Origin of the sequence: Marinobacter sp., assembly GCF_041686475.1 — a bacterium.
Taxonomy (GTDB): Bacteria; Pseudomonadota; Gammaproteobacteria; order Pseudomonadales; family Oleiphilaceae; genus Marinobacter.
This window is the reverse complement of record NZ_JAWLDU010000028.1, coordinates 1-16,868: the sequence shown is the minus strand read 5'-3', so window position 1 is coordinate 16,868 and position 16,868 is coordinate 1. Positions and strand designations below refer to the sequence as shown.

General features: G+C 58.4%; 15 protein-coding genes and 1 tRNA gene. 11 read left to right on the top strand and 5 right to left on the bottom strand.

Annotation, left to right across the window (positions count from 1 at the left end):
* Positions 1–26: 26 nt before the first annotated feature.
* The 5 genes from ACESMB_RS08470 to rdgC all read left to right on the top strand — a co-directional run bounded on the left by ACESMB_RS08470 (position 27) and on the right by rdgC (position 3,060).
* Positions 27–776 carry a YciK family oxidoreductase gene (locus tag ACESMB_RS08470; protein WP_372971317.1) on the top strand — a complete coding sequence of 250 codons (750 nt, stop codon included), beginning with the start codon at positions 27–29 and terminating at the stop codon, positions 774–776.
* Positions 776–1,009 (top strand): glutaredoxin family protein, encoded by a 234-nt coding sequence (locus ACESMB_RS08465; RefSeq protein ID WP_372926621.1) that lies wholly within the window; start codon positions 776–778, stop codon positions 1,007–1,009. Before ACESMB_RS08470 ends, ACESMB_RS08465 begins: the two co-directional genes overlap by 1 nt.
* A 12-nt stretch (positions 1,010–1,021) precedes the next feature.
* Positions 1,022–1,792 (top strand): peroxide stress protein YaaA, encoded by a 771-nt coding sequence (yaaA, locus tag ACESMB_RS08460; protein WP_372971316.1) that lies wholly within the window; start codon positions 1,022–1,024, stop codon positions 1,790–1,792.
* 26 nt (positions 1,793–1,818) lie between these two features.
* Positions 1,819–2,019, top strand: coding sequence for a DUF2788 domain-containing protein (locus ACESMB_RS08455; RefSeq protein WP_150993899.1), 201 nt, complete (start codon positions 1,819–1,821; stop codon positions 2,017–2,019).
* A 111-nt stretch (positions 2,020–2,130) separates the two neighbouring features.
* Positions 2,131–3,060: a recombination-associated protein RdgC gene (rdgC, locus tag ACESMB_RS08450; protein ID WP_372926623.1), complete on the top strand. Its 930-nt coding sequence runs from the start codon at positions 2,131–2,133 to the stop codon at positions 3,058–3,060.
* A gap of 9 nt (positions 3,061–3,069) precedes the next feature.
* On the opposite strand, the gene ACESMB_RS08445 is transcribed toward rdgC, so the two are convergent.
* Positions 3,070–5,814, bottom strand: coding sequence for a GNAT family N-acetyltransferase (locus tag ACESMB_RS08445; RefSeq protein WP_372971315.1), 2,745 nt, complete (start codon positions 5,812–5,814; stop codon positions 3,070–3,072).
* Positions 5,815–5,987: 173 nt separating this feature from the next.
* Between ACESMB_RS08445 and ACESMB_RS08440 the strand changes: the two genes are divergently transcribed.
* Positions 5,988–6,914, top strand: a complete 927-nt coding sequence (locus tag ACESMB_RS08440; protein WP_372926625.1) for a histone deacetylase family protein — start codon at positions 5,988–5,990, stop codon at positions 6,912–6,914.
* Positions 6,915–6,930: 16 nt separating this feature from the next.
* On the opposite strand, the gene ACESMB_RS08435 is transcribed toward ACESMB_RS08440, so the two are convergent.
* Positions 6,931–7,851: a flagellar protein MotY gene (locus tag ACESMB_RS08435; RefSeq protein WP_372926626.1), complete on the bottom strand. Its 921-nt coding sequence runs from the start codon at positions 7,849–7,851 to the stop codon at positions 6,931–6,933.
* 162 nt (positions 7,852–8,013) lie between these two features.
* Between ACESMB_RS08435 and pyrC the strand changes: the two genes are divergently transcribed.
* Complete coding sequence (gene pyrC / locus ACESMB_RS08430) at positions 8,014–9,051, top strand: dihydroorotase (protein ID WP_372971314.1); 1,038 nt, start codon at positions 8,014–8,016, stop codon at positions 9,049–9,051.
* Between the two features lie 58 nt (positions 9,052–9,109).
* Positions 9,110–9,766 carry a ribonuclease T gene (rnt, locus tag ACESMB_RS08425; protein WP_372926628.1) on the top strand — a complete coding sequence of 219 codons (657 nt, stop codon included), beginning with the start codon at positions 9,110–9,112 and terminating at the stop codon, positions 9,764–9,766.
* Between the two features lie 56 nt (positions 9,767–9,822).
* Here the strand turns inward: rnt and ACESMB_RS08420 are convergent, their stop codons facing one another.
* Positions 9,823–11,808, bottom strand: a complete 1,986-nt coding sequence (locus ACESMB_RS08420; protein ID WP_372926629.1) for an SDR family oxidoreductase — start codon at positions 11,806–11,808, stop codon at positions 9,823–9,825.
* A gap of 379 nt (positions 11,809–12,187) precedes the next feature.
* Here ACESMB_RS08420 and ACESMB_RS08415 point away from each other — a divergent pair, with 379 nt between their 5' ends.
* Entirely contained in the window at positions 12,188–12,487 is a 300-nt protein-coding gene (locus ACESMB_RS08415; protein ID WP_372926630.1) for a hypothetical protein, read from the top strand.
* Between the two features lie 25 nt (positions 12,488–12,512).
* The gene (locus ACESMB_RS08410; RefSeq protein ID WP_372971313.1) at positions 12,513–15,365 is read left to right on the top strand and encodes an insulinase family protein; all 2,853 of its coding nucleotides are present in this window, start codon (positions 12,513–12,515) and stop codon (positions 15,363–15,365) included.
* A gap of 6 nt (positions 15,366–15,371) precedes the next feature.
* Here the strand turns inward: ACESMB_RS08410 and ACESMB_RS08405 are convergent, their stop codons facing one another.
* Entirely contained in the window at positions 15,372–16,010 is a 639-nt protein-coding gene (locus ACESMB_RS08405) for a TIGR04282 family arsenosugar biosynthesis glycosyltransferase (RefSeq protein ID WP_372971312.1), read from the bottom strand.
* Entirely contained in the window at positions 15,997–16,704 is a 708-nt protein-coding gene (locus ACESMB_RS08400; protein WP_372971311.1) for a TIGR04283 family arsenosugar biosynthesis glycosyltransferase, read from the bottom strand. Before ACESMB_RS08400 ends, ACESMB_RS08405 begins: the two co-directional genes overlap by 14 nt.
* Before the next feature lie 87 nt (positions 16,705–16,791).
* Between ACESMB_RS08400 and ACESMB_RS08395 the strand changes: the two genes are divergently transcribed.
* Positions 16,792–16,868 (top strand) — tRNA-Arg (locus ACESMB_RS08395).

Here is a 16,868-nt window from a genome sequence, read left to right as displayed (position 1 = left end):
CAGTAAGTTCCAGACGGAGACACAGAATGCAGGACTACCAAGCACCGGCCGACTTGCTGAAAGATCGCATCATTATGGTAACCGGTGCAGGCAGCGGCATCGGACGGGCGGCGGCAAAATCCTACGCCGCCCATGGCGCGACCGTGATCCTCGTAGGCCGCACCGTTGTCAAACTTGAATCCGTGTATGACGAAATTGAAGCCGCGGGCCACCCCAAACCGGCCATCGTACCGCTGAACTTGGAAGGTGCAGCGGTCAAGGACTACGAAGAGCTGGCGATGACCATCGAAGACAACTTCGATCACCTGGATGGCCTGCTTCACAACGCAGCCATACTGGGAGCCCGCAGCCCGATCGAACTCTACGATCCCGAAACCTGGAACAAGGTGATGCACGTCAACACCACGGCTCCGTTCCTGCTGAGCCGGGCCATGATTCCCCTGTTGCGAAAGTCCCGGGACGCTTCGGTGATTTTCACTTCTTCCGGTGTTGGCCGCCGCGCCAAACCCTACTGGGGCGCCTACGCGGTATCCAAGTTCGCCATTGAAGGCCTAAGCCAGATGCTCGCGGAAGAGCTGGATGATGATCGCCACAATGTGAGGGTGAACAGTCTTAATCCGGGCGCTACCCGTACCAATATGAGAGCCACCGCGTATCCGGCGGAAAATCCGCAGCAAAATCCCGCTCCCGAGGACCTTATGCCGGTCTACCTGTACCTGATGGGACCGGAAAGCCGGGACGTAAACGGCCAACAGATAGATGCGAAGCCCAAGTAATGGAACTGATTTTCTACACTACCTCCCAGTGCCAGTTATGCGAACTGGCTGAAGCACTGCTGGTGAATACGCCCATGCCCGAGCCGGTTCCAGTAGACGCCGTGGACATTGCCCAGTCCGAACAACTGGTGGAACGCTACGGCACGAGGATACCTGTTCTTCGCCGGAACGACACCGGTGAGGAACTGGACTGGCCGTTTACCAGGGACCAGTTACTGAACTTTCTCCGATGAGGATTGACTGACATGTTAATGGTTATCTCCCCTGCAAAAACGCTGGACTACGAAAGCCCGCTGGCTACCACCAAGGCCACCCAGCCGGACTTTCTGGATGACGCCTGCGAACTGGTAGACCAGCTGAAGGAACTGGAACCCCATGAAATCAGTAACCTGATGGGTGTCAGCGAAAAGCTCGGTCAGCTCAATGCCGAACGTTTCCGCACCTGGCACACACCTTTCACCCCGGAGAATGCGCGCCAGGCTGTGCTGGCGTTCAAGGGGGACGTCTATACCGGGCTGGACGCCGAAAGCTTCAGCGACAGGGAATTCGAGATTGCCCAGCAGCGCCTGCGGATTCTCTCCGGCCTTTACGGCGTGCTCAGACCCCTGGACTTGATGCAGCCCTACCGTCTGGAGATGGGCACAAAGTTCGAGAATCACCGGGGCAAGGACCTGTACGCGTTCTGGGGCAGCAAGATTACCGACGAGCTCAACCGCCTGCTGAAAGCGGACGACGGCGTTCTGGTAAACCTGGCGTCCAACGAATACTTCAAAAGTGTGCGCAAGAAGGAGCTGGACGCCCGCCTGATCACTCCACAGTTCAAGGACTGGAAAAACGGCCAGTACAAGATGATCAGCTTTTACGCCAAGAAAGCCCGTGGCCTGATGTGCCGCTACGCCATCCAGAACAACATTACCCAGGCCGATGATCTGAAGGGATTTGATCTTGAGGGTTACCGTTTCAGCGACGAACAGTCCAGTGCAGACAACTGGGTGTTCCTGCGGGACGAGCAGTAAATCCTTTAACGAACCCGGAGTCATCAATGAACGAAGCCGTATTCGCAGAGCTTTCCATGCTCGTCCTGCTGACCGGCCTGATTGTCTGGATGGGCTTTATTGTCTGGGACCTGGCCAAGAAGTCCCAGGCGGGCCGGTTCGGCACCATTGCCCTGTTCACCATTCTGGGCGCCGGCGTGGTTGGCTTTATCGTTAAAACCGTACTGGTTGAAATCATGCAGATATAAGGCCTCGGCCACATTTCAGAGCAGTCACTTTACGGCCACTGACCGGTGGCCGTATCATCCCTCCCCTTCTTGAATTTCGACATCATCAAATAACCAACAAGGACCCGGACCATGTGGTTTCGTAATGCCCGCGTATTCCGTTTTACCAAGCCATTTGAAATAACCGCAGAAGCCCTGGAAGAGAAGCTTCAGGCCGATGCCTTCAAGCCCTGTGGTCCCCAGGAAACCTCGCGTCAGGGCTGGGTGTCACCCATGGGCAAGCATAGCGACGTGCTGGTTCACAGCGCCGGTGGTTACCACCTGATTGCCCTGCGCAAGGAAGAAAAACTGTTGCCAGCCTCGGTCATCAAAGATCTGGTGGACGAAAAGGCCGAAGTGATCGAGGCCGAGCAGCACCGCAAGGTGCGGCGCAAGGAAAAGGATGAACTGAAAGAAGAAGTGATGCTGGAAATGCTGCCGCGGGCGTTTTCCAAGAATCGCCGCTGCTACGCCTACCTGGCCCCCGCTGATGGCGTGCTGGTGGTAGACGCCGGCTCGGCAAAGCAGGCAGAAGACCTGGCCTCCACACTTCGCAAAAGCGTAGGTTCGCTGCCGGTCCGGCCACCTGCGGTAGAGCAGGCGCCCGCCTTTACCTTCACCGGCTGGCTGAGCGAATCCATCGACGTGCCCGCAAGCATTGAACTGGGCACGGAGTGCGAGCTGAAAGACACCTCGGAAGACGGCGGCGTTGTGCGCTGCAAGGGCCTCGATCTTCAGGGCGATGAAATCCGCAGCCATCTGGATGCCGGCATGCAGGTCACCAAGCTGTCGGTAACCTGGGACGACAACCTGTCCTTCGTACTGGATGAAGAACTGGGCATTCGTCGGCTGAAGTTCGGCGACACCCTGCAGGAGAAGCTGGACGATGTGGACGCAGACGACGCTGCGGCCCGTTTCGATGCCGCCTTTTCCCTGATGACACTGGAACTGGCCCGCCTAATACCCGGCCTGCTGGAAGCCCTTGGCGGGGAAGACCGCTCCGCCATTGTTGCAGAAGGCTGATACCTCTGGTCAGTGGGAGGTCTGTTCCAGGCGCTCCCGCTGCCAGTCTTTTTCCGGCTCGTTCAGCACCAGGGTAAGATCCATCACTTCCTCTTCCGGATTGTAGTGGATTTCGAAGCCCAGGTGCTCTGCCAACTGAAGCATCGGGCGATTGTCCGGCAGCACATTGCCAACCATTTCCACCGTGCCCTTGGCGCGGCAGTAATCGATCATTTTCTGCATCAGGGCCACGCCCAGCCCTTCGCCCTTCATCTTGTCATGCACCATCACCGCAAACTCACAGCGCAGATTGTCGGCGTCAGTCCAGGTGCGGACCGTACCCAGGGTTTCCTCCCCCTCGCCATCCTCCCGGGGGGCATTGGCAATAAAGACCATCTCACGGTCGTAGTCAATCTGGACCATCTGGGCCACGTCTTCCCGTGAGAAATGCTTGCGATACTGGAAAAAACGATAGCGGATGGATTCCGGAGACTGCAGCTCATGGAAAGCCCGGTGGGCGGGCTCGTCTTCCGCCAGCACCGGGCGGATAATCACCCGGCGGCCAGATCTCGGGAGCATTATCCATTCTTCCAGCTCCCTGGGATAGGGCTGGATAATGGGTCGTCCCGGCTTGTCCGAAAGGTCAATGGCGACATTGACGGCAACAGCGCCCTGCTCATTGAACAGCAGCGGCGCAATTTCCAGGCCACGGATCTCCGGAATATCGATAACGATCTGGGACAGGGTTACCAGAGTTTCCGATACTGCGCGGATATCCTCTTCCGGTTTCAGGCTGTGTTCTTTCAGCAGCTTGTACATGTAGGTACGCCGCAAAAGCTCCCGGGCCAGCACCATATTCAACGGTGGCAGGGCAATCTGCCGATCCGTCATTATGTTGATCTGGGCACCGGCGGCACCGCATACCACCAACGGGCCAAACAATTTGTCTCTGGTAATACCAACGCTGAACTCGATGCCGCCAACGTGCTGATAGGAACGCTGGACCGCAAATCCCAGAAAACCGCTGTTGGGATAGTGTTTCTTGTACTCTTCCATCAGAAAACGGCAGGAGTCCATAATGGCCCCCTCGCTGTTCAGCTTCTGCACCGTCCCTTTGTAACGTCGCTGCCCGGGGCTCAGCTCTGTCAGGGGATGGCATGACTGCTCATGAATCAGCGTAATGTCTACCGGGCGACGCTCCACCGCAAAGGCTTCCAGCACTTCTTCCATATCGTCGCAATAGATGGTGTCCACGGCATTAATGCCATAGTCGCGGATCAGATCCCGTGCTTCCCGGTTGGAGAGGTGGCTGCGTCCCGAGCGCAGAGCATTGACCACGATCCGACGTGTCTGCGTGTGGTCGTCGAGATGGTCGGTAAACGACTCCGGTGTTTCCGTCAGCAACCGCTGCACACGCTGGTGACGCACATGCCGCATGAAGGCTGTGACGGCTTTCTCCGGGTTGAAGAACGACGGAAGCCCGGCCCGGTAAAACTCATCACGGGCGTCCAGCACCGTGCTCTGCCCCAGCCAACAGGTAAACACATTCATACGCGTGCCCTTGGATGCCTGTACCACAGCGTCTGCGATCTGCAGGCTGTCCTGAGTCAGGCTCGGCGCATACATGATCAGTACGTTGGCCACAGCCGGATCCTTGGCGAGAATCTTGATGGCTTGGGCGTAAAGCTCCGGCGAGGCGTCGTAGCCCAGGTCGATGGGATTCTTGCGGGTCCAGTAAGGCGGCAGGGTCTCCGCCAGGGCATCAACGGACTTGCCAGACAGTTCTGCCAACTCACCGCCCAGATGGGCCAGCCGGTCCACCGCCAGCACACCGGGCCCGACACCGTTTGCCATGATCGCCAGGGTTTCCCGCCGCAGAGGGCGCATCCTGGTGAGGGTTTCCAGGGCATCGAACATCTGTCCCAGGCCATCCACGCGCAGAACACCGGCGCGCTGCAGCATGGCATCGTAGATCGGGTCGCTGCGGGTGAGACCGGCAGGCAACTCATGGTGAAACCACTCCGACTCGGGCACGCGGCCGCTTTTCAGCGCAATCACCGGCTTGGTGCGCGAAGCCACACGAACAGCAGACATGAAACGGCGCGGGTTGGGAATATTCTCGATGTGCAGCAGTATTGCCCGGGTCTGGCTGTCCTGGGCCAGATAGTCGATCAGATCGTCGTGATCGATATCCATGCCGTCGCCCAGGGTGAGGAAGTAGGAGAACCCCACCCCACGGGCGAACGCCCAGTCAATGATCGAGCTGGAAATGGTGCCGGACTGGCCAACAAAAGCCACCTTGCCGGGAATCGCGCCCATGTGGGCATAGGTTGCGTTGAGGCTCCGCGCTGGAACCATCAGGCCGATGGTATTCGGACCGAGCACCCGAATGCCGGTCTCCCGGGCGGCGTCGCGAACCGAATACATCAGCGGCTGGCCGGTCTTGCTGTGGCTCCGGGACATGCCGCCGGTCATCACGATGGCGGTACGCACGCCTGCCTCGCCCAGCCGCCGGATCATTTTCGGCACGGTATCCGGGGGCGTACAGACAATGGCCAGGTCCGGGCTGAATCCCATGCGGGACACTTTCTTGACGCAGGGCGCGCCGTGCACGTTGTCGTAATCGTTCTGGTTAACCACCAGCAACTGCCCAGGGTAACCACCGCCCATGAGGTTCCGCAGCACCATACCGCCCAGGTTATCCGCCCGCTCCGAGGCGCCGATAACCACTATGGAAGAGGGGTTGAAAAGGCTTTCCAGATATCGGGTGCTCAAGCTGTGCTCCTTGCTTTGGATCGACCGGGGCTGACGTTCACCCTATCTTAGGCGCTTGTCTGTTGATGTAAAATATCTATCCACGCCATAAGACCAAAGAAACACGGCAAAGGGGCCGTATCCCTGATAATATTGGACAAAATACAAGCACAACCATAGCGTTCGGGACCAGCATGACAACCGGTATTTTCTCTCACGACGACTGCATGAAACACACCATGGGGGCAGAACATCCTGAATCCCCGGAGCGGCTTGCTGCCATTATCAGTTACCTGGCGGATACCGGCCTGGAACAGGATCTTGACTGGGTAAGGCCGGATGAAGCCACCCGGGACCAGTTGCTGACCGTGCACCCCGAGCGTTATCTGCATCAGCTGGATCTTATGCAGCCCACCCGGGGCCGGGTGTACGTTGACCCGGACACCGCGATCATGCCTGACACCCTGAGGGCCGCCCGCCTGGCCGCCGGTGCCAGCATTGAAGCAGTAGACATGGTACTGAGCAGCCAGCTCACCAATGCCTTCGTATGTGCCAGGCCGCCGGGGCACCACGCCGAGCGCAGCAAGTCCATGGGCTTCTGCTTCTACAACAACATTGCCCTCGCTGCGATGCGGGCCCTGACGTTCCACCATCTGGAGCGGGTGGCGATCATTGACTTCGATGTTCACCAGGGCAATGGCACCGTGGATATCGTGGGGGGCGATGAACGCATTCTCATGTGCTCTAGTTTCCAGCATCCATTCTATCCCCACTCCCACGTGCACCGGCAGGCGGAGAACATCATCAATACGCCTATCGAGGCCGGCGCATCGGCCGATGAATATCGCAAAACGGTCGAAGCTGCCTGGCTGAAACGGCTGCAGGACTTCCGGCCACAACTGGTGCTGATTTCTGCCGGTTTTGACGGCCACCGGCTGGACCCGATGGCGGAACTGAATCTGGAAGTGGAAGATTACCGGTGGCTGACGGAAATGATCACCAGCATCGCCGCTGACTCAGCCAATGACCGGATCATCTCAACCCTTGAAGGGGGGTATCATCTGAGGGCTCTGGCAGAAAGCGTGAATGCGCATCTGGAAGTGCTCAATACCGTCCGCTGAATCCATCCCTGATGCGTCAAGTGCTCGGCGTTGCCGCGTCGTAGCCGTTGGCCTGCTGGAGATCCGGCCGTTCCCCTTCCCGCTGCAGGCGGATGGTGGTGCGGCGGTTATCTGCCGGGCGGCGTGATACCTGGTACTGGTCCGCATGGGCCCTCACCGTCACCATATTGGTATCAATACCTTCGCTGATCAGGTATTCCGCCACCACATTGGCCCGCTCTTCGGACAATGCCCGGTTGTCGATACGGCTACCGCTGCTGTCGGTATGGCCGTCCACGAAAATCCGCTCGACGGTGGAGTCCGCCTGGACGTAGGCCACTATGTTATCCAGCAGTTCCCTGTCTGCCCCGGAAAGGCCGGTACTGCCGGACGCAAAGGGGATGCGGGAGCGCTTGATCTGGTCGTAATTCACCGGCAGAAGGCCCGTCGTGCAGGAACGGTACCCGGAAAACTGGCCGGCAAAATTGATATTGGAGACTTTCACACGAACCGGGCTGCCGTCGTACCAGGACTCCCGGGTAACCGTCGGGTCCATGCCCTCGAGCAACCCCTGAACCAGTACCATGGCCTGTCGGGAATCCAGTGAAACCGGGCGACGACTGTCGTCCACGTTGACCCGGCCCACCGGGCGGGGAGCCATTCCCGGGCGCCACGATGGCGCTTCCACTACCAGCATGCCCCGGCCAGGGCGCATTACAGGCGTTTCGGACTCCAGGAAGAAAGACAGGGATTCACCGGCCCGATGGCGGAATACCGCTCTGCCGTACCCCGGAACCTGATGCACCAGGGTACATTCGAAAACAGACTCCGACAGGTACCACTGGCTATTCTCGATGCCGGCACCATAGGTAGCGGCCTGGGCCGCATTAGCGGCAACCAGCACAGAACATGCACCGGAGATAACTGCACTACGCAGGAAGGCTGGAATTCGTGCCATACCATCAGTCCGTCAAAAAGGGTTCGCTGGTTCCTTAACGGCCAGTGGAAAGCATTCTTTAGGGTTCCCGCCCGAAACAATCAGCGACGGCTTCTGATATAATTCCGCCAGAATTTATCAGGGGCAATCTCATCCAGCGCCCCGGCAAGCCGGAAACCATCAATGACTGATCAGATCACCATTACCCGCCCCGATGACTGGCATCTCCATGTCCGGGACGGTGACATTCTCAGAGACGTGGTGCCCGCCACGGCCCGCTGCTTTGGCCGCGCCATCATCATGCCCAACCTGGTGCCACCTGTGACCGATGCGGCACAGGCCATGGCCTACCGCGGCAGAATCCTGGATGCTGCGGGCGGCCATCGGTTCGAGCCTCTGATGACCCTTTACCTGACGGAGGCCACAACACCGGAGCAGATCCGCGAAGCAAAAGCGGCCGGCGTGGTTGCCGCCAAGCTGTATCCGGCTGGCGCGACCACCAACTCTGCGTCCGGAGTTACCGACATCCGCAAGATCTATCCGGTACTGGATGCCATGAGCAATTGTGGCATGCTGCTGCTGGTCCACGGCGAAGTGACTGACCAGGGCATTGATATCTTTGACCGCGAGAAGATATTCCTGGAGCGGGTGCTGGCGCCCACCCTGGAAGCCTTTCCGGCACTTCGGGTTGTTCTTGAACACATCACCACGGCGGACTCTGCCGAGTTTGTCCGCAATCACGCGGGTGGCAACCTGGGGGCAACCATCACTCCCCAGCACCTGATGTACAACCGGAACCACATGCTGGTGGGTGGCATTCGGCCGCACCTGTACTGCCTGCCGATCCTCAAACGTGACCGGCACCAACAGGCACTGCGGGATGCGGTTGTCAGTGGTGACCGCCGTTTCTTCCTCGGTACCGACTCGGCACCCCACTCCAAAGACCGTAAAGAAACCGCCTGCGGCTGTGCCGGTTGCTACTCCGCCTACAGCGCTATCGTCCTTTACGCAGAGGTCTTCGAGGACCTCGATATTCTGGACAGTCTGGAAGCCTTTGCCAGTTTCAACGGGCCTGATTTTTACGGGCTGCCACGAAACACAGACACCATAACCCTGGTGCGGGAAAGCTGGAAAATGCCTGATGAACTGCCCCTGGCAGACGGCACTATCGTTCCCCTGAAAGCCGGCGAGAGCCTCAGATGGCGCCTCACCAAGAACTGATTTAACGCCTTTATCTGTACCCGGCCGGTTGACCTGGCCCGAAACTCCGGGAGTTCAAGTGACTGACGAAAACAAAGAACGCCACCCCATGTCCCGCCGCTTTCGCGGGTTCCTGCCTGTTGTGGTGGACGTGGAAACAGGCGGATTCAATCCCGAGCGGGATGCCCTGCTGGAAATTGCCGCCGTCATACTGACCATGGACAAAGATGGCTGGCTGATCCGCGGAGAAACCCACTTGCAGCAGATTGATCCGTTTGAAGGTGCCAACCTGGAACAGTCAGCCCTGGATTTCACCGGCATTGACCCCTGGAGCCCCGAGCGGGAAGCGGTTCCCGAGCGCGAGGGCCTGAGCGAGATTTTCGGGCCGATTCGCAAGGCGGTCAAAGCCCACGACTGCAAGCGAGCCGTGCTTGTGGGCCATAACGCCACTTTCGACCACAATTTCGTGTTCGCCGCTGCCCTGCGTGCGGATATCCGCCGCAATCCGTTTCACCCCTTCTCCACATTTGATACCGCCACCCTGGCCGGGCTCGCCTACGGCCATACCGTACTGGCGCAGGCGTGCAAGCTGGCTGGCATACCCTTCAGTAACAAGGAAGCCCACTCTGCTGCCTATGACGCGGAGAAAACCGCCGACCTGTTCTGCGGCATTGTGAACCGGTGGCGGGAGATTGGCGGATTTCCACCACCCCCTGTTGCAGACGAGCCGGAATAACGGCCACAAAAAACCCCGCCTCTGTGGAAGCGGGGTTTTTGTTTTCAGGGTAAGTCTTACCAGTAAATACCCCGCATGATTGCGGCGAACGCCACCTGTTCGGAGGAAACCTTCGGCTTCTCGCCCGAGCGGCTTCCAGCAGCTGCCGGGGAATCCGGGAACATCCGGTAGCCAGTGTTCATTACGATCTCGCCCATCTTCGGTGCCAGCGCTTGCAAAACCTGGGCAAAGATACCCAGCCGAGTTGCGATGCGCTTGGGCCGGTAGACAATCGCATCCACCACCATGTCGGCGGCTTCATCCGGTGTCAGCGTCGGCACCGAATCGTAGATCTTGGTAGGCGCAATCATCGGGGTCTTCACCAGCGGCATATTGATGGTGGTGAAGGTCACGTTGCGGTCCGACCACTCTGCAGCTGCACAGCGGCTGAAAGCATCCAATGCAGACTTGGAAGCAACGTAGGCAGAGAACCGCGGGGCGTTGGTCAGTACACCAATGGAAGAAATATTGATCACGTGGCCACGGTGGCGCTCCAGCATGGCCGGCGCAAAGCCCATGATCAGGCGAACCGAGCCGAAATAGTTCAGCTGCATGGTACGCTCGAAATCGTGGAAACGGTCGAACGACAGCGCCAGTGAACGACGAATGGAGCGGCCGGCGTTATTGACCAGAACATCCACATGCCCATGGTTATCGAGCACGGTTTTCACAAACCGGTCGCAGTCTTCCATCTCGGCGAAGTCACACTGGTAGGCGTGGACGTTACCGCCGCGTGCCTCGAGCTCCGCCGCCACTTCCATCAGTCGTTCTTTCTTGCGGGCACCGATCACCAGGATGGCACCGGCATCCGCCAGTTTTTCCGCAGTGGCCAGTCCGATACCGGAGGTACCACCGGTGATGACACAGACCTTGCCTTCAACCGTGCCGCGCAGGGTGCGGTCCTTGAACAGATCAGGGTCGAGATTGCGCTCCCAGTAATCCCAGATCACGGCAGCATAACTATCAAGACGCGGCACTTCGATGCTGGTGTCCTTGAGAACGCGCTCGGTCTCACGGGCGTCAAAACGCGTGGGGTAGTTGATGAACGACAGTACGGAAGGCGGAATACCCATATCATCCAGCACTGCGGTCGTCAGACGCTTCACCGGAGGCAGGTTCTTCAGACTCTGGCGGATAAACGGCGGAACAAAACCGAAAATCCGTGAATCCAGACGCATGGCCATCCGGGGCGCGTGACCGGCCTCGGAGAAAATATTGAGAATCTCGCCAACCTTGTAGGGATCGGAATCGACCAGATGGAAGCAGTTGCCATCCTCGCCTTCGAGGTGCGCGATGTGGTCCATGGCATTGACCACAAAATCCACGGGAACGATGTTCAGACGGCCACCTTCAATGCCGATGGTCGGCATCCACTGGGGCAATGCGTGGCGGATTTTCTGAATCATTTTGAAGAAGTAGTAAGGCCCGTCAACCTTGTCCATTTCGCCGGTTTTCGAGTGGCCGATGACCATGCCCGGGCGGTAGATCCGGAAAGGAACCTTGCAGCTCTCGCGAACCACCTTCTCCGACTCGTGCTTGGTCATCAGATAGGGGTGGTCCAGCTTCTCGGCTTCCTCGAACATGTCCTCGCGGAAAGTGCCCTTGAACATACCGGCAGCGGCAATGGATGAAACGTGGTGGAAGCAACCCGCTTCCATCGCTTCTGCTGCCTGCACCGCGCTCTGGGTGCCCTCGATGTTGGTCGCCTGCTGGGCCTGCTCGTCCGCGCCCATGTCGTAAACCGCGGCAAGGTGGAAGAAATGATCAATGTTTCCCTTAAGCGATTTCATCGTCTTGGCGTCAATGCCCAGGTTCGGGCTTGTAAGGTCGCCGATCACTGCTTTGACCCGGGACTCGTCTGCACCCCAGCGCTCCCGCAGCTGGTTCAGCTTGTCCTGTGATTGCTCACGCACCAGTACGTGTACTGTGCCGCCGCGAGCGAGCAGTTTTTCAACGAGAAAACGGCCGATAAACCCGGTGCCACCCGTCAGAAAGTAATTCATTGATAGTCCACCCTGCTTGTTGCTCAATTGTTGTCTGTCCCTTTGTCGCCAGCAGAGGCATTAGACCAAAGTCTTATACTCTACCGGCACGCCGGCATTGTACTTAATTGCAAGTGTCATGTACCGAACTTTTTTAGAGCAATTACTCTGTAACCCTTTGTTTTATTTAGAGCTATTACTCTAGCATTAGTATGAAAGGCACATCTTGCCCGGTTTGCTTGCCCAACATACTGAAATTGAGACTAGCACATGGTGTGCAGCCTGCCCGCAATTCCCTACCATTACAGGCAGGAAATGAAACCTGTCAGTAGCAGTGACATAATCGGAACCAATCACGACAGATTCTGTCCTAACATCCCGGTTTTGCGGAACTCCAACTATGCACAAAGACGACCCCAACGCTGAACGCTACATCGCCATCGCCCGAGCCTGTCTGAAAGCCATCAACGACACAGCGGCGGATGCCGGCACCAGAGAGCAGAAAATCCAGGCGGTCTACCAGGCGATTGACCATGCCTTCCAGGCCGAGTTCGCAGACTATCGCCAGTCTGTCGCTGTAATGGGGACTGTTCTCGAGCGTATTGCCTCCGGTCAGCTTGATGCAGATGCCGCGGCCAGCCTTGCGAAAAAGACCCTGGATCAGCAACCGGAAAACACTCGCAACGAACTGATTCACTGAACCACTTATTGCAAAGAGAGGCACTATGCGTCCCGGCATTCATGGATTCGCCAACGGTTTCCTGAGTCTTAAGGAAGGGTTTGTCCTGTTATTCCTTCTGGCCTTCTGTTCGGCCGCATTGGCGGATACTTCACCCGTCAAAAGCCCGAACGATGACAACGAGTACCGTTACGTTCAGCTGGACAACCAGCTGAGAGTACTGCTGATTTCCGCACACGATTCCGACAAGGCGGCCGCTTCCATGAACGTAGCGGTAGGCAGCGGGGATGACCCCGCTGACCGGGAAGGCCTCTCACACTTCCTCGAGCACATGCTGTTCCTCGGCACAGAGAAGTACCCTGACCCGGGCGAATACCAGCAGTTCATCAAGAGCCACGGTGGCAGCCATAACGCCTTTACGGCCTTCCAGGACACCAACTATTTCTTTGATGTACAGGCCGAACACCTGGAGGACGCCCTCGACCGTTTCGCCGAGCAGTTCTCCGCCCCGCTGTTCACACCGGAACTGGTGGACCGTGAGCGCCGCGCCGTTCACTCCGAGTTCAGCTCCAAGCAGAAAGAAGACGGCCGCCGTTTCTACTCCGTCAAAAAGGCCATAAGCAACCCGGAACACGCCTTCCACCAGTTCGCCGTGGGTAATCTGACCACCCTGGAGAATACCGAAGAACGGCCTCTGCGCCCTGACCTGATCGATTTCTGGAAGCAGCACTACTCCTCCAACCTGATGACACTGGCAGTTTATGGTCCGCAGTCACTGGACGAGCTGGAAGCCATGGTGCGGGGGCGCTTTGATCGCATCGAGAACCGTAACCTGAAAGCAAAAGTGCACGACCAACCGCTGTTCAGCGAGGACAGGCTGCCGGCCAGGCTGACCGTAGACGCGCTCAAGGATATCCGCAGCCTGACGCTGACCTTCCCGATCCCGTCACAACAGGAGAATTACCGCGACAAACCTGCCAATTACGTCGCCAACCTGCTGGGCCATGAAGGTCCTGGCAGCCTGTTCGACGTTCTGAAGCAGGAAGGCCTGGTGGAAAGCCTGTCTGCGGGCAGCGGCATGGATACCGGCGAAGAAGCCACGCTTGAGCTCAAGATGTCACTGACGCCGGAAGGTCTTGGGGAGCAGGAGGAAATCCTCGAGCTCACCTTTGCCTACATCGACAAGGTGCGGGAAGAGGGCGTTGCCCGCCAGCGTTTTGAGGAAATGAAACAACTGGCACAGATCGATTTCCGCTTCCGTGAGAAAAACCGGCCAGTGCAGGAAGTCATGCACCTGTCGAGGCAAATGCGACACGTGGCGCCGGAAGACGTTCTGCAGGCACCCTGGATGATGGAGGACTACGCTCCTGATCAGTACCAGAGCATTCTGGGGCAGCTGACGCCGGACAACGTGCTGGTTTCGGTGCTGGAACCCCAACCGGAAATCGACACCCCCAGCCTGACCGAATGGTACGAAGCCGCCTTCGAGATCAAACCCCTCGATGCCGGATCGTTCACCGCAGCGGACGACAATCCGCGTACAGCCAGGCTGGCACTGCCACTTGAGAACCCGTTCATCCCCGAAGAGCTGGGAATGATTTCCGGCCCGACCATGGACCATCCCGTTTCAATGGGCACCATCAGCGGCATGGACGTGTGGTACGCCAGGGATACCCGTTTCGAAACCCCCAAGGCCAACGTTTATCTGAGCCTGCGAACCCCGGCCACCCGGGCATCTGCCCGCAGCAATGTTCTTTCCACATTGCTGGTGGATGCCATCAACACCAACGTGAACGCCTGGGCCTACCCGGCCCAACTGGCAGGGCTGGATTATAGTATTTACCCGCACCTGCGCGGCATTACCATCCGTGTTGGCGGCTACAGCGACAAGCTGCACACCCTGATGGCGCGACTACTGACCCAGGTAGCTGAGCCCGAGCTGACCGAACAGCGATTCAACATCGCCCGCCAGAAAATGATCGACCGGCTGCAGAACAAGGCCAAGGAACGCCCGGTCCAGCAGACCTCAGAATTCATCCAGAGCCTGTTAATTGAAGGCGCCTGGAGCACGGAAGAAAAACTCAAGGCTGCCCGGGAAGTGACGCTGGATGAACTCAGATCCTTTGCGGATACCTTCCTGGCCGAGGTCGACCCTGTGCTGCTGGCACATGGCAATCTGAGCGAAGCCTCTGCGCTGAATCTTACCAACCGGATTCACGCCATGGTGCTGGATGAGAGTGAGATGGCAACCGTAAAACGTAGCAACGTTCGGGCGCTGCCGGCAGGGGAAACCTCCGTGCCGCTGGAAGTCGATCATCCGGACACCGGCTATACCCTCTATGTGCAGGGCGAGAACACCGGTTTCGAGGAACGCGCCGCTTTCCGCCTGCTGGGCCAGATTATCAGCAGCCCCTTCTACGAAGAGCTTCGCACCAACCGGCAGCTTGGCTACATTGTATACGCCACCCCCTTCGAAATGCTCGAAACCCCGGCACTGGGTTTCGTGGTGCAGTCTCCGGAGGCCAGCGGCGAGGACATCGACAAGGCCGTGAGGGAGTTCTCGCAAACTTTCAGGGAAACCCTGTCAGAGATGTCCGAGCAAGACCTGAAACGGGAGAAGCAGGCGGTCATCAGTAAACTGATGGAACAGGACCGTCGCCTGGGAGAAATATCAGAACGTTACTGGCGCGAGATCGACCGGGGCGAAACCGGCTTTGACTCACGGGAAAGACTGGCAGAAGCCATAAACGGAGTAAGCCACGAAGCCCTGATGAGAACCCTGGAAAACCAGGTGATCGAGCGCCAGAAAGCTCTGCGCGTGTTCACCGGTGAAGACACTCCGGACAACACCGACGTCATCAAGCAACTGACGCAACGTTCCAGCGTACCCGACGCCTGAGGCAACTCAGCCTGAAGACTGGCCGATAAACCGGCGCCAGTCTTCAGGCTCATCCACATCCCATTTTTCAGGAAGAAGCGCAAACGTCAGCCCGGCCTGCGCAAGCCGGTCGCAAGTTTGTTCGAGCGCGTTTTGAGTTCCCCAGGCCACACCCGCCAGCATACCCGGAACAACAACACGGGCGCCGATCAGGACATAGCCGCCATCATTCGAGGGCCCAAGCACCACATCCACCTCGTCCAGCGTGGCAACCGCCAGGCGCACATACTCTGCATCAACCGACGGGCAATCGCTGCCCACAACCATTGCCTTGGCAACCCGCTGCAAGCCGGATTCCAGTGCCTGCATCATACGCTCGCCCAGCACATCACCGTGCTGCCATGACTGCCCTACGCCAAGCACTTCAAGCTGCTCCAGAATGGGCGAAGCGGCTTCGGGCGCGTCGTCCAGTTGCCTGTCCCACAGAAACCGCACGTCATGGCCGCTGTCAACCAGGTTCTCAAGCACAGCCAGGCTCAGCCGCACATGGGCATTCATTGCCCCTTCCGCGCCCAGCTCCGGCATCAGACGGGTTTTAACCCTGCCCGCTTCGGGCCACTTGGCAAACTGCATAACCAGGACTGAATCCGGATCAACTCTTTGCATGTCGTACATCCGCCCGATAGGCCGCCGCCAGCGATTCCGGCGATTCACCCCGCCAATAGCGCCAGCGCAACCTCCACATCAGAAAAATGGTGCGCCAGGCACCCCCCTGCTCCCACCGCCGGCTGTCCGTGGTAACCGGACTGCCGATACAGTAAGGCTTTGAAACGCTGCAAAGCCGCTTGCTCAACTCAACGTCTTCCATCAACGGAATCGGAGCAAACCCCTGCAACGCCCGGAACGCCGACGTACGAACAAACATCGCCTGATCACCAGTGGCAATGCCCGTCAGCCGGCTGCGCCGGTTCATGAACCAGGCCACCACCCGGAAAATGGTTCGCCGGCCACTGAGCCGAACATCAAAACGCCCCCACTGCTCCGAGGTGCTGAAGAAGCTCTCAAGATGGTCAATGGCGGTCTCCGGCAGACGTGTATCTGCATGCAGGAACAACAGCACATTGCCCCTCGCGGCGTCTGCCCCCGCATTCATCTGCAGGGCCCGGCCTTTTGCCCCTACAAGAACCAGGTCGCACCAGGGGCGGGCCAGATCCGCTGTGCCATCATCACTTCCCACATCCACCACAATCACTTCATGCCCCGCCGTACGCACCGGCTGCAGGGATTGCAGGAAAGACTGAATGGTGGCGGCCTCCCGCCATACAGGCACAATGACACTGAGCGAAAGTGATTCAGACAAAACACCTCCCGGAATACAAGACGAATCCGCAACACACCTTGAGCCGCAGGCTTCAGGCCGCTATCATACCGCCCTTCTTGCAGAGATGCCCCCGTAGCTCATCTGGATAGAGCGTCCCCCTCCTAAGGGGAAGGTAGCAGGTTCGAGTCCTGCCGGGGGTACCA

What these genes read in the sequence shown, in the direction of transcription:
- ACESMB_RS08470 (WP_372971317.1), top strand. Translation starts at nt 27, where the DNA reads ATGCAGGACTACCAAGCACCGGCCGACTTGCTGAAAGATCGCATCATT.
- ACESMB_RS08465 (WP_372926621.1), top strand. Translation starts at nt 776, where the DNA reads ATGGAACTGATTTTCTACACTACCTCCCAGTGCCAGTTATGCGAACTG.
- yaaA (WP_372971316.1), top strand. Translation starts at nt 1,022, where the DNA reads ATGTTAATGGTTATCTCCCCTGCAAAAACGCTGGACTACGAAAGCCCG.
- ACESMB_RS08455 (WP_150993899.1), top strand. Translation starts at nt 1,819, where the DNA reads ATGAACGAAGCCGTATTCGCAGAGCTTTCCATGCTCGTCCTGCTGACC.
- rdgC (WP_372926623.1), top strand. Translation starts at nt 2,131, where the DNA reads ATGTGGTTTCGTAATGCCCGCGTATTCCGTTTTACCAAGCCATTTGAA.
- ACESMB_RS08440 (WP_372926625.1), top strand. Translation starts at nt 5,988, where the DNA reads ATGACAACCGGTATTTTCTCTCACGACGACTGCATGAAACACACCATG.
- ACESMB_RS08435 (WP_372926626.1), bottom strand. Translation starts at nt 7,851, where the DNA reads ATGGCACGAATTCCAGCCTTCCTGCGTAGTGCAGTTATCTCCGGTGCA.
- pyrC (WP_372971314.1), top strand. Translation starts at nt 8,014, where the DNA reads ATGACTGATCAGATCACCATTACCCGCCCCGATGACTGGCATCTCCAT.
- ACESMB_RS08420 (WP_372926629.1), bottom strand. Translation starts at nt 11,808, where the DNA reads ATGAATTACTTTCTGACGGGTGGCACCGGGTTTATCGGCCGTTTTCTC.
- ACESMB_RS08415 (WP_372926630.1), top strand. Translation starts at nt 12,188, where the DNA reads ATGCACAAAGACGACCCCAACGCTGAACGCTACATCGCCATCGCCCGA.
- ACESMB_RS08410 (WP_372971313.1), top strand. Translation starts at nt 12,513, where the DNA reads ATGCGTCCCGGCATTCATGGATTCGCCAACGGTTTCCTGAGTCTTAAG.
- ACESMB_RS08405 (WP_372971312.1), bottom strand. Translation starts at nt 16,010, where the DNA reads ATGCAAAGAGTTGATCCGGATTCAGTCCTGGTTATGCAGTTTGCCAAG.